The 11,904-nt window shown below is 67.2% G+C and carries 8 protein-coding genes and 1 pseudogene; 5 read left to right on the top strand and 4 right to left on the bottom strand.

The genetic code is table 11. The features are described 5' to 3' along the window. Positions 1-66: 66 nt before the first annotated feature. Positions 67-201, bottom strand: coding sequence for a 50S ribosomal protein L34 (rpmH, locus tag A9977_RS30400; protein ID WP_007834827.1), 135 nt, complete (start codon positions 199-201; stop codon positions 67-69). Between the two features lie 319 nt (positions 202-520). On the opposite strand from rpmH, the gene dnaA reads away from it, so the two are divergent. From dnaA to gyrB, 3 genes are all read left to right on the top strand, one after another. After that, positions 521-1,900: a chromosomal replication initiator protein DnaA gene (gene dnaA, locus A9977_RS30395; RefSeq protein WP_183028533.1), complete on the top strand. Its 1,380-nt coding sequence runs from the start codon at positions 521-523 to the stop codon at positions 1,898-1,900. A gap of 76 nt (positions 1,901-1,976) precedes the next feature. After that, the gene (gene dnaN / locus A9977_RS30390; RefSeq protein ID WP_183028532.1) at positions 1,977-3,083 is read left to right on the top strand and encodes a DNA polymerase III subunit beta; all 1,107 of its coding nucleotides are present in this window, start codon (positions 1,977-1,979) and stop codon (positions 3,081-3,083) included. 152 nt (positions 3,084-3,235) lie between these two features. Further along, positions 3,236-5,854 (top strand): DNA topoisomerase (ATP-hydrolyzing) subunit B, encoded by a 2,619-nt coding sequence (gyrB, locus tag A9977_RS30385; protein WP_183028531.1) that lies wholly within the window; start codon positions 3,236-3,238, stop codon positions 5,852-5,854. A gap of 49 nt (positions 5,855-5,903) precedes the next feature. Here gyrB and A9977_RS30380 read toward each other — a convergent pair whose 3' ends face one another. Continuing rightward, complete coding sequence (locus A9977_RS30380) at positions 5,904-8,276, bottom strand: DNA polymerase II (RefSeq protein WP_183028530.1); 2,373 nt, start codon at positions 8,274-8,276, stop codon at positions 5,904-5,906. Positions 8,277-8,403: 127 nt separating this feature from the next. Between A9977_RS30380 and A9977_RS30375 the strand changes: the two genes are divergently transcribed. Further along, positions 8,404-9,036, top strand: coding sequence for a LysE family translocator (locus A9977_RS30375; RefSeq protein WP_183028529.1), 633 nt, complete (start codon positions 8,404-8,406; stop codon positions 9,034-9,036). Between the two features lie 14 nt (positions 9,037-9,050). Here A9977_RS30375 and A9977_RS30370 read toward each other — a convergent pair whose 3' ends face one another. Together A9977_RS30370 and A9977_RS30365 are read right to left on the bottom strand one after the other, a co-directional pair. Beyond that, positions 9,051-9,824, bottom strand: coding sequence for an SDR family NAD(P)-dependent oxidoreductase (locus A9977_RS30370; RefSeq protein WP_183028528.1), 774 nt, complete (start codon positions 9,822-9,824; stop codon positions 9,051-9,053). 27 nt (positions 9,825-9,851) lie between these two features. Beyond that, on the bottom strand, positions 9,852-10,721 hold the full coding sequence (locus A9977_RS30365) for an NmrA family NAD(P)-binding protein (RefSeq protein ID WP_183028527.1): 870 nt from the start codon (positions 10,719-10,721) through the stop codon (positions 9,852-9,854). A gap of 120 nt (positions 10,722-10,841) precedes the next feature. Here A9977_RS30365 and A9977_RS30360 point away from each other — a divergent pair. Next, positions 10,842-11,809: pseudogene (locus A9977_RS30360) on the top strand (LysR family transcriptional regulator). Positions 11,810-11,904 lie beyond the last annotated feature (95 nt).

Below are 11,904 nucleotides of genomic sequence, written 5' to 3'. Positions count from 1 at the left end.
GCGTCGGGCCAACGGGAGCGGCGGGCGCGAGCGGCACGTCGAGCCGAGTGCCGTCTTGCTCGGGCCTTAGACGGCCAGGCGCTTGCGGCCCTTGGCGCGGCGTGCGTTGATGACGGCGCGGCCGCCGCGGGTCTTCATGCGGACCAGGAAGCCGTGGGTACGGGCGCGGCGGACTTTGGAAGCTTGGTAAGTGCGTTTCATGATGAGGTTTCCTGGCGCCCGGGGCGTGCCCCTGGGTGCGACGGGTGGAATGTCTGGGACGCCATGCGGCGATGCCCTCGATTCGGGTTTTTCGGGATCGCCCCGAAACACACAAAAGAGGCTTTCAGGGGAACCGAAGATTATCGCAAACATTTGACGAACCACCAAACCAGGGGTTTCGGTGGGTGCTTGCGGGGGCGTGTGCAACGGTGTGGATAAGGCTTTGACAAGTTAGAATGCCCGGCGCTTCCGAGAAGCATCTATCCACAACACCACAACCAGAAAATGATCGAGGGACACCCCCCATTTCAACCCGCCCATGCCGAACGACGGCGCGGGTGACAGCCTCTGGCAGGCCTGCGTCGACCAACTCGCGCAGGAGCTGTCGGAGCAACAGTTCAACACCTGGATCAAACCGCTGACGGCGCAGGTCACGGACGACCTGTCGCGCATGACGGTCTTCGTCGCCAACCGCTTCAAGCTCGACTGGATCCGGGCCCAGTACGCCGGCAAGATCGCCGCCATGGCCGAGAAGATCTACGGCCAGCCCGTGTCCGTGGAGTTGGCGCTCGCTGCGCGTGAAGCGCCCGTGCGCCAGTCGCCGATGGCCGCCCTGGTCGAGACCGACGTGCCGCGCGAAGTGGCCGGCCTGGGCGAGGACCCGGCCCTGGCCGCGTTCAAGAACCGGCTCAATTCCGGCCTCACTTTCGACACGCTGGTGGAAGGCACGGCCAACCGCATGGCGCGCGCCGCGGCGATGCACGTCTCGGGCATGCCCGGCCATCTGTACAACCCGTTGTTCATCTACGGCGGCGTCGGCCTGGGCAAGACCCACTTGATGCACGCCGTGGGCAACCGGCTGCTGGCCGACAAGCCGGACTCCAAGGTTCTCTACATCCACGCCGAGCAGTTCGTCTCGGATGTGGTCAAGGCCTACCAGCGCAAGACCTTCGACGAATTCAAGGAACGCTACCACTCGCTCGACCTGCTGCTGATCGACGACGTGCAGTTCTTCGCCAACAAGGACCGCACGCAGGAAGAGTTCTTCAACGCGTTCGAGGCGCTGCTGGCCAAGAAGTCGCACATCGTGATGACCAGCGACACCTATCCCAAGGGCCTGGCCGACATCCACGAGCGGCTGGTGTCGCGCTTCGACTCGGGCCTGACGGTGGCGATCGAGCCGCCCGAGCTCGAGATGCGCGTGGCCATCCTGATCAACAAGGCGCGCGCCGAATCGGCCGAGATGCCCGAAGAGGTGGCCTTCTTCGTCGCCAAGAACGTGCGCTCGAACGTGCGCGAACTCGAAGGCGCGCTGCGCAAGATCCTGGCGTACTCGCGCTTCAACCAGAAGGAGATCTCGATCGCCCTGGCGCGCGAGGCGCTGCGCGATCTGCTGTCGATCCAGAATCGGCAGATCTCTGTGGAAAACATCCAGAAGACGGTGGCCGACTACTACAAGATCAAGGTCGCCGACATGTACAGCAAGAAGCGCCCGGCCAGCATCGCGCGGCCGCGGCAGATCGCGATGTACCTGGCCAAGGAGCTGACGCAGAAGAGCCTGCCGGAGATCGGCGAGCTGTTCGGCGGACGCGACCACACCACGGTGTTGCATGCGGTGCGCAAGATCTCGGGCGAGCGCCAGCAGCTCACCGAGCTCAACCAGCAGCTCCACGTGCTCGAGCAGACCCTCAAGGGCTGAGCGCGGGCTCCCGCCACGCTCGCCACCGCACACCAACGATTCGAACGAACGAACAAACGAGGAAGAGGTAATCGACATGATCGTCCTGAAGGCAACACAAGACAAAGTCCTCGCCGCACTGCAGTCGGTGGCGGGCATCGTGGAGCGGCGTCACACGCTGCCGATCCTGGCCAACGTGCTGATCCGCAAGACCGGCGGCCAGCTGCAGCTCACCACCAGCGACCTGGAGATCCAGATCCGCACCTCGGCCGAGCTCGGCGGCGACGAAGGCAACTTCACCACCACCATCGGCGCGCGCAAGCTGATCGACATCCTGCGCACCATGCCCACCGACCAGACCGTGAGCCTGGAGTCGAGCGCCAGCAAGCTGGTACTCAAGGGCGGCAAGAGCCGCTTCACGCTGCAGTCGCTGCCGGCCGAGGACTTCCCGCTGGTGCAGGAAGCGGCCAACTTCGGCCCGGTCTTCAGCGTGCCGCAGAAGACGCTCAAGGACCTGCTGGGCCAGGTGTCCTTCGCGATGGCGGTGCACGACATCCGCTACTACCTCAACGGCATCCTGTTCGTGGCCGAAGGCAAGCAGCTGAGCCTGGTCGCGACCGACGGCCACCGCCTGGCCTTCGCCTCGGCGATGCTCGAGGTCGAGGTGCCGCGCCAGGAAGTGATCCTGCCGCGCAAGACCGTGATCGAGATGCAGCGCCTGCTGTCCGACGCCGAAGGCGCGATCGACATGCAGTTCGCCAACAACCAGGCCAAGTTCAGCTTCGGCGGCATGGAGTTCGTCACCAAGCTGGTCGAGGGCAAGTTCCCCGACTACAACCGCGTGATCCCCAAGGCCCACAAGAACAGCGTCACGCTGGGCCGCGCCACGCTGCTGGCCAGCCTGCAGCGCACCGCCATCCTGACCTCTGACAAGTTCAAGGGCGTGCGGCTCAACCTCGAGCCCGGCACGCTGCGCATCGCCTCGAGCAATGCCGAACAGGAAGAGGCACAGGACGAGCTCGACATCGACTACGGCGGCGACGCCATCGAGATCGGCTTCAACGTGACCTACCTGATCGACGCGCTGGCGAACATGAGCCAGGACATGGTCAAGCTGGACCTGGCCGACTCCAACAGCTCGGCGCTGCTGACCATCCCCGAGAACGCATCCTTCAAGTACGTCGTGATGCCGATGAGGATCTAGCCCACCCCCGAAGGCTGCGCGCACTGCGTGTCGCGTGCGCCTTCCCCCTCGAGGGGGCAACACCGGCGGCCCGGCGGAGCCGGTTCCGCGGTGTTCCTGGAATGAGAGCGGAACCGCCGCCCATCCGTTATGAGAGAGTTTGAAAGAGTCCTATGAGCGAAGAAAACAAGCCGGAAGTTCCGCACACCGAACCGGTCTACACCCCGGAAATCGAGAGCGCGATTCCGATTGAAGTCACGCCCGCCGACACCTCGTATGGCGAGGGCTCGATCACGATCCTCGAAGGGCTGGAAGCGGTGCGCAAGCGCCCCGGCATGTACATCGGCGACACCTCCGACGGCACCGGCCTGCACCACCTGGTGTTCGAAGTGGTGGACAACTCGATCGACGAGGCGCTGGCCGGCCATTGCGACGACATCGTCGTGACCATCCACAGCGACAACTCGATCTCCGTCACCGACAACGGCCGCGGCATCCCGACCGGCGTGAAGATGGACGACAAGCACGAGCCCAAGCGCTCGGCCGCCGAGATCGCGCTGACCGAGCTGCACGCCGGCGGCAAGTTCAACCAGAACAGCTACAAGGTCTCGGGCGGCCTGCACGGCGTGGGCGTCTCTTGCGTGAACGCGCTGAGCGTCACGCTGCGCCTGATCGTGCGCCGCGAAGGCAAGATCCACGAGCTCGAGTTCAGCCGCGGCTTCGTGCAGAACCGCCTGCTCGAGACCGTGAACGGCTTCGAGGTCTCGCCCATGAAGATCGTCGGCGAGACCGACAAGCGCGGCACCGAAGTCCACTTCCTGCCCGACACGGAAATCTTCAAGGAGAACAACGATTTCCACTACGAGATCCTGAGCAAGCGCCTGCGCGAGCTGAGCTTCCTGAACAACGGCGTGCGCATCCGGCTGAAGGACGAACGCACCGGCAAGGAAGACGACTTCTCGGGCGCCGGCGGGGTCAAGGGTTTCGTCGAGTTCATCAACAAGGGCAAGACCGTCCTGCACCCCAACGTGTTCTACGCGATGGGCGAGAAGCCGGCCGAGACCTACGGTGGCATCCCCGGCACGCACATCGGCGTCGAGGTCGCGATGCAGTGGAACAGCGCCTACAGCGAGCAGGTGCTGTGCTTCACCAACAACATCCCGCAGCGTGACGGCGGCACCCACCTGACCGGCCTGCGCGCCGCGATGACCCGCGTCATCAACAAGTACATCGAAGAGAACGAACTGGCCAAGAAGGCCAAGGTCGAGGTCACCGGCGACGACATGCGCGAAGGCCTGTGCTGCGTGCTGAGCGTGAAGGTGCCCGAGCCCAAGTTCTCGAGCCAGACCAAGGACAAGCTGGTGTCAAGCGAAGTGCGCGCGCCGGTGGAAGACATCGTCGGCCGCCTGCTGACCGACTACCTGCAGGAACGCCCGAACGACGCCAAGACCATCTGCGGCAAGATCATCGAGGCCGCCCGTGCCCGCGAAGCCGCGCGCAAGGCGCGCGAGATGACGCGCCGCAAGGGCGTGCTCGACGGCATGGGCCTGCCGGGCAAGCTGGCCGACTGCCAGGAGAAGGACCCGGCGCTGTGCGAGGTCTACCTGGTGGAGGGCGACTCCGCCGGCGGCTCCGCCAAGCAGGGCCGCGACCGGAAGTTCCAGGCCATCCTGCCGCTGCGCGGCAAGATCCTGAACGTCGAGAAGGCACGCTACGAGAAGCTGCTGACCAGCAACGAAATCCTGGTGATGATCACCGCCCTGGGCACCGGCATCGGCCGTGCCGGCGCGACCACCGCGGGCGGCGGCGCCGACGACTTCAACGTCGCCAAGCTGCGCTACCACCGCATCATCATCATGACCGACGCCGACGTCGACGGCGCCCACATCCGCACGCTGCTGCTCACCTTCTTCTACCGGCAGATGCCGGAGCTGGTCGAGCGCGGCCACATCTACATCGCGCAGCCGCCGCTGTACAAGGTCAAGGTCGGCAAGGAAGAGCAGTACCTCAAGGACGGCCCGGCCCTCGACGCCTTCCTGCTCAAGGTCGCCCTGAAGGACGCCAGCATCGAGACCGGCGGCGCCAACTCCACCACGCTGACCGGCGACACGCTGGCCGAGCTGGCGCGCAAGCACCAGCTGGCGCAGGCCGTGATCGCCCGCCTGGGCGTGTTCATGGACGCGGCCGCGCTGCGCGCGATCGCCGACGGCGTATCGCTCGATCTCGACACGCCCGCATCGGCCGAAGCCTCGGCCGTGCTGCTGCAGGCCAAGCTGCGCGAACTCAACGACAGCGGCGCACCCGCCGAAGTCGCGAGCGAGTTCGACGTGCGCACCGACAAGCCGGTGCTGCGCATCAGCCGCCGCCACCACGGCAACATCAAGAGCAGCGTGATCACGCAGGACTTCGTGCACGGCGCCGACTACGCGGCCCTGGCCACGGCCGCCAACACCTTCCGCGACCTGCTGAGCGAAGGCGCGGTGGTCAAGCGCGGCGAAGGCGAGCGCGCCAAGGAAGAGAAGGTGGCCGACTTCCGCGTCGCGATGAAGTGGCTGATCGGCGAAGCCGAACGCACCACCTCGCGCCAGCGCTACAAGGGCCTGGGCGAGATGAACCCCGAGCAGCTGTGGGAAACCACCATGGACCCGACCGTGCGTCGCCTGCTGCGCGTGCAGATCGACGACGCGATCGAAGCCGACCGCGTGTTCACCATGCTGATGGGCGACGAAGTGGAGCCGCGGCGGGAGTTCATCGAGCAGAACGCGTTGCGGGCGTCGAATATCGACGTGTAGGCGCGGCGATGGCCGCGGTCGAATCGCTCCAAGGCGATTCGATGCGCTGCTAGAACAGCCCGCGCTGCGCCGTGGTCAGCGCCCCAAAGCTGTCCCCCAGCGGATGAAGAATCGCATCCGCAATGGGCTGGAGCTGCTTGGCCATGTAGTGCCCGTAGTCGATGCGTGATCGGTGCGCCTCCAGCGGCTCGGGGCCGGCTTGCGTCATCACGTATTGGATCCAGCCGCCATTCTGGTACTGCTGGGGCCGGTTGACCCGCGCGTTGTGCGCGTCGGCGATGCGCGCCGCGCGCACCTGGGGCGGCACGTTGACCTGGTAGGCGTCGAGCCGGTGGCGCAGGCGCTTTCGATAGACGAGCAGCGCGTCCATGCGCCCGTCCAGCATCGACCGCGCGTAGTCGGCCACGAAGGCCCGGTAGGGCTCGCCATGGAAGATGCGCGACAGCAGGCCCTCCTGGAATTGCCGGGCCAGGGGCGTCCAGTCGGTGCGGGCCATCTCGAGCCCGCGGTAGACCATCTCTTCGCGATGCTGGGCATCGACGCTCAGGCCGGCATAGCGCTTCTTGCTGCCCACGTCCGAACCCCGGATCGTGGGCATGAAGAACTTGGCGTAGTGCGTGTCGAACTCGATCTCGAGGTGGTTCTCCAACCCTTGTTCCTCGCGCAGCCTGTGGGTCCACCAGGCGTTGATGTCCTGGACCAGGGCGGCCGCGACGGCGTGTGCCTCCTCGTTGGTGTGCGCGCGCTTGAGCCAGATGAAGATGGAGTCCGTGTCGCCGTAGATGGCCTCGTAGCCGCGCTGCTCCACGAAGTCGCGGGTCAGCTTCATCATCTCGTGGCCGCGCAGCGTCACGGCGGAGACCAGCTTCGGATTGAAGAAGCGGCACTCGGAGGCACCCAGCACGCCGGCAAAGGAGTTCATGAGCAGCTTCAGAGCCTGCGACAGCGGCTCGTTCGCGGCCCGCTTGGCCTCGTCGCGGGCGCGCGACAGCGTCGTCACGATGTCCGGCAGGCAGTGCCGGGTGCGCGAGAAGGCGGTGCCCTCCGGGCCCTGCACGATCGCTGTGGGGTCGTCGAGCGTCGCGCCCTCGACCAGGCCCACGGGGTCGACCAGGAAGGTGCGGATGATGGAGGGGTAGAGGCTCTTGTAGTCCAGCACCACGACCGAGTCGTAGAAGCCCGGCCTGGAGTCCATGACGTAGCCGCCGGGGTAGGCCTTGGCCTCGATGTCGCCCACGTTGGGCGCCACGTAGCCCAGCCGGTGCATGCGCGGCAGGTAGTGGTGGCTGAAGGCCGCGATCGAGCCGCCGAAATGGTCCGCCTGCAGGCCCGTCGTCTGCGCGCGCTCGAGCACGAAGCGCAGCAGCCTGGCCTTGTCGAAGATGCGCAGCACCAGCTGGCAGTCGCGGATGTTGTAGCTGGCGAGCGCGGGCTTGTCCTCCTGGTAGCGCCGCTCGATCTCGGCCATCTTGTCGTAGGCGTCGCCGATCTCCTTGCCTTCGCCCAGCAGCACCTGGGAGACGGTCTCCAGGCTGAAGGACGGAAAGCTCCACATCGCGGCCTTCAGCGCGTCGATGCCGTCGATGACCACGCGCCCGGGCATGGGGGCGAACAGGTAGCCCTGCCGGCCCGGGTGGGTGCGCCACGCGATGGGCAGGCGCTCACGGCCCATGAGCAGCGGCACGCCGCAGGCGTCGGCGGTCTTCTGCAGCACGCGCAGGTCGAACTGCACCACGTTCCAGCCGACGAGCACATCCGGGTCGTGGTCCACGAACCAGGCATTCAATCGCTCGATCATTTCTCCGCGGTTGGCGCAATAGACGAGGCGGAAGTCCGGCGGTGCCGCCGCATGCGCCGGCGCCTCGCCGAGCATGAAGACGATGCGGTCGCCCGCGCCGTCGAGCGCGATGGAGTACAGCGCCTCCGTGGCGCTGGTCTCGATGTCCAGCGACACCACCTTCACCGTCGGCCGGTAGTCGGGCGCGGGCCGGAGACGGCCGTTGAAGAGGGTGGAACCGTCCTGCCGCCCGCCCTCGACCCGCACGCCGGCAAAGATGAAGCGCTCCATCAGGTGGCGGTCATGCGGCCGGACGTCGGCTTCATGGAGCGGGATCTGCTGCGCCTGGAGCGCCCGGGCCAGCTTGCCGAGTTGGCGGAACTGCCGTGCGTAGACACCGAGCACCGGCTCCTGGCCGAAGGTCTTCAGTGCGAGTTCGCGCAGTTCCAGCCCCGGCAGGGACGGCAGCAGGGCTTCGACGGCGGACCGGTGGCGGGCCTGGACGAAGGCGACCGAGGTCCGCGACGTCAGGACGACCTTGCGCGGCCCGGCGTCCGTGGCGAGCCAATAGTCGATCTGGGTTCCCTCGGGCGCATCCCGCCAGTGACGGGTGAGGATGAAGCCCTGGAAGTCATGGGACGCCACGGGAGTCTAGTATTCGGATCGAGCAGGAACGTGAGGGGCTGGCGTCCATTTTCGCTGACGAACACGATCGATCCGGCTTTCCCGCGTCCCGACGCAGATTTCGTCCACCTCTTCGAAAGCCTCTCCCATGCAGGAACTCTCCGCCCTCGCCGGCGTGCTCGCCGCCCTCACGGTCGGTGTGATCAGCCCCGGCCCCAGCTTCGTGATGGTCGCGCGCACGGCCGTCTCGACCTCGCGCGCCAACGGCCTCGCGGCCGCGCTGGGCATGGGCGCCGGCGGCGTGGTCTTCGCGCTGGCGGCGTTGCTGGGGCTGCAGGCCGTGCTGCTGGCGGTGCCTTCGCTGTACCTGGTGCTCAAGATCGCGGGCGGCGTCTATCTGGCCTACCTGGGCGTGCGGATCTGGTCCTCTGCCAAGCAGCCGCTCGTGGTGCCGGGCGAGGCGACCGGCAACAGCGCCCCGTGGTCGAAGTCGCTCGCACTGGGCTTCGTCACGCAGGTGAGCAACCCCAAGACCGCCATCGTCTACGCCAGCGTCTTCGCGGCCTTCCTGCCGGCCGCGCCGTCGTGGGGCTTCGACATCGCGCTCGTGGCCGTGGTGTTCGCGATCGAGGCGGGCTGGTACGCGACCGTGGCCCTGGCGCTGTCGTCCGAACGGCCGCGCCGCGCCTACCTGCGCTTCAAGGCCGCGATCGACCGCATGGCTGGCGGCGTCATGGTGTTGCTGGGATTGAAGCTCGTGCTGTCCAGCCACCGGGCCTGAGCGGGCGCCTCGCGTCAGCGCGGAAAGGCCACGCCCGACAGGCGCGCGCACAGCGCCAGCAGCGCATCCTGCAACGGCACGTCGTGCGCGGCCGCCAGCGCTTCCTTCTGTTGTGCGTGATAGAAGTAGCGCCCCGTCACCCGCGTCGCAGGATCGACACCTGCCGCGAGCCAGGCCTGCGTGCGATGCGCCTGATCGAGATCGTCGGTGGCGCCCGGGCCGCCCATGCGCGTGGCGACCCAGCCGGGCTCGAGCGCATTGGCCTGCACCTCGGGCCAGCGGCGCGCGACCGCGAAGGCCAGCAGCACGTCGTGGAACTTGGTCTCGGCATAGGCCTGCGCACCATCCCATTCGCGCCGCTCCCAGAGCGCATCGTCGAGGGTGCCCGCTGCCTGGCGATGCAGCAGTGAGCTCAGGTAGACCAGGTGCTTCGGACGCGCGATCAGGCTGGTCAGCACATAGGGCGCGAGCGTGTTGACCGCGAACAGCTCGGGCAGGCCATCGCTCGTGAGGCGTCGCTGGCTTTCGCGGTAGCCCAGGGCGGCGTTGTGGATCACCGCGTCGGCCACCGGCAGGCGGTTGGCCTGCTCGGCGACCGCGCGCATCTGCGCCAGCGTCGACAGGTCGCCCACCAGCACGGCCTCGGCCTGCGGCAGCGCACGCCGTGCGTCGTCGGCCCGCGCGGCGTTGCGTGCATGCAGGAGGACTTGGTGGCCCTGTTCGACCAGCAGGCGGGCCGCCATCAGGCCCAGGCCGTCGGTGGAGCCGGTGATGAGGATGCGTGACATGCGTCTTTCCTTTTCTTGAAGAACCGATCAGACGGCGCTGCGTTCGATCAGGCCGTGCAGCACGGTGTCCAGGCCGGTCTCGCCGGTGCGGCGCTCCGTGCCTGTTTCTTCGAACGCGATCCAGCCTTCGTTGAAGCCGTCGAGCATCTGCATGCGCGGCAGCGGATGATGCATGCCCTGCGCACGGAACAGCGTCTCCCAGCTGTCGCGCGGCACCGGCTGTGCCTGCACCGCATGGCCCAGCAAGCGGGCGAAGGCATCGGCGATGGCGTGCGGCGACACAAGCTGCGGACCGGCGAGTTCGATGACGCGACGGCCGCTCCACGCCGTGGCCATCAGTTCGGCGCACATGCGGCCCACGTCGGCCGTGGCCACCATCGGAATCGCCCGCTCCAGTGGCTGCAGGAAGCTGGGGACCACGCCCTGGTCACGCGCCGAGGCCACGTCCCATTGCGCGTTCTCCATGAACCAGGCCGCACGCACGAAGGCGGTCGGCATCGGGAGCTCGCCCAGCACCTGTTCCATGTGCGAGAGCTGGCTCAGCAGGTTGGCGCGAGGCTGGTGCGCTCCGACGGTGGACAGGCACACCACGCGCGCAGGACGTGCAGCCGCCAGCGCCGCATGCAGCGCGGTCACGATGGCACGCGACTCGGCCAGGTCCGGCGAGGGGTCGAAGTTGGGCGGCAGCAGCACGAACACCGCCTCGGTGCCTGCAAAGGCCTGCGTCAACGCCTGCGCATCGCCCGCGTCCGCAGTCGCCACTTCGCAACCTTGCTGCGCCCAGGCCTGGGCCTTCGCGGGATCGCGCACCACGGCGCGCACGTCCTGCCCTTCGGCCAGCAGGCGGCGCGCGACCACGCCGCCCACTTGTCCGGTGATTCCTGTGATGGCATGCATCTCGAATTCCTTCTCTTTGAATGACGAATGAGCGGAATTCTGGGCGCCGGCATGCAGGCTGTCGATGGCATGAATGTCACTTTAAAATTGACCTCATGTCATCAATGCAAGAGGCTGATCATGGCCTTTGACGAACGCACGCTCAACGGCATGGGCGTGCTGGCCGCGGTGGTGCGCAACGGCAGCTTTGTGAGGGCCGCCGATGCGCTGGACATGACACCCTCCGGCGTGAGCCGCGCCATCGTGCGACTCGAAGGGCGCCTGGGCGTTCGCTTGTTCGACCGCACCACGCGTTCAGTGGCGCTGACCGACGAAGGGCGGCGCTTCCACGAACAGATCGCGCCGCTGCTGGCCGGCCTGGAGGATGCGGCCAGCGAAGCGGCGCAAGGGCAGGCCGCGGTGCGCGGCCGGCTGCGGGTCAACGTGCATCCCTTCTTCTCGCGCCTGATCCTGGTCCGCGGCTGGGCAGCTTCATGCGCCAGCACCCCGAGCTACGGCTGGAGCTGATCACGCGCGAGGCGATGGGCGACATGATCGCCGAGGGCTTCGATCTCGCGATCCGTTTCGGCGAACCGCGCAACTCCAGCCTGGCGGCGCGCAAGCTGCTCGACACGCGCATCCTGACCGTGGCCTCGCCGGCCTACATCAAGCGCCAGGGCCGGCCTGCGGCGCCGGCCGATCTCGACAGCCCGCAGCACACCTGCATCCAATTCCTCGACCCCGAGACCGGCAAGCGCTTTCCCTGGGAGTTCCATCGCGGGCGCAAGCGGCTCGAGCTGCCCATCGACGGCGCGCTGCTGGTCAACGACGTGGGCACGATGCACGGCGCCTGCCTGGCCGGCTACGGCATCGCGCAGGTGATGGAACTCGGGGCGGAGACACTGCTGGCCGAGGGCCGGCTGGTCAATGTGCTGCCGGACTGGGCCGACGAGCGCTTTCCGCTCTACGCGCTGTACCCGTCGCGCAGCCACGTGCCGGCCAAGACGCGCGCCTTCCTGGACTTCGTGGTCTCGGTGGCCAGGCTGGGCAGCGCGGTGCAGGCGCCGGAACCCGTCGCGCGCACCCGCCGCAACCCACGCGCTGCCTGACTGCTACGCCCGTTCCGGCGCGAACTGATGCTGTTTTCGCCCGCTCCCGAGGCGCACAGTTCAAACATCGTGCTCATGCGTTTCGACGAGGCCCC

The sequence above is a fragment of the Variovorax sp. UMC13 genome (assembly GCF_014170375.1).
Lineage (GTDB): Bacteria > Pseudomonadota > Gammaproteobacteria > Burkholderiales > Burkholderiaceae_C > Variovorax.
Note: the sequence above shows the minus strand (reverse complement) of the source record. Positions and strands in the feature narration are given on the sequence as shown.

Excerpts from the sequence above, each read along its gene's own strand:
- rpmH (WP_007834827.1), bottom strand. The coding sequence starts at position 201 with ATGAAACGCACTTACCAAGCTTCCAAAGTCCGCCGCGCCCGTACCCAC.
- dnaA (WP_183028533.1), top strand. The coding sequence starts at position 521 with ATGCCGAACGACGGCGCGGGTGACAGCCTCTGGCAGGCCTGCGTCGAC.
- dnaN (WP_183028532.1), top strand. The coding sequence starts at position 1,977 with ATGATCGTCCTGAAGGCAACACAAGACAAAGTCCTCGCCGCACTGCAG.
- gyrB (WP_183028531.1), top strand. The coding sequence starts at position 3,236 with ATGAGCGAAGAAAACAAGCCGGAAGTTCCGCACACCGAACCGGTCTAC.
- A9977_RS30375 (WP_183028529.1), top strand. The coding sequence starts at position 8,404 with ATGCAGGAACTCTCCGCCCTCGCCGGCGTGCTCGCCGCCCTCACGGTC.
- A9977_RS30370 (WP_183028528.1), bottom strand. The coding sequence starts at position 9,824 with ATGTCACGCATCCTCATCACCGGCTCCACCGACGGCCTGGGCCTGATG.
- A9977_RS30365 (WP_183028527.1), bottom strand. The coding sequence starts at position 10,721 with ATGCATGCCATCACAGGAATCACCGGACAAGTGGGCGGCGTGGTCGCG.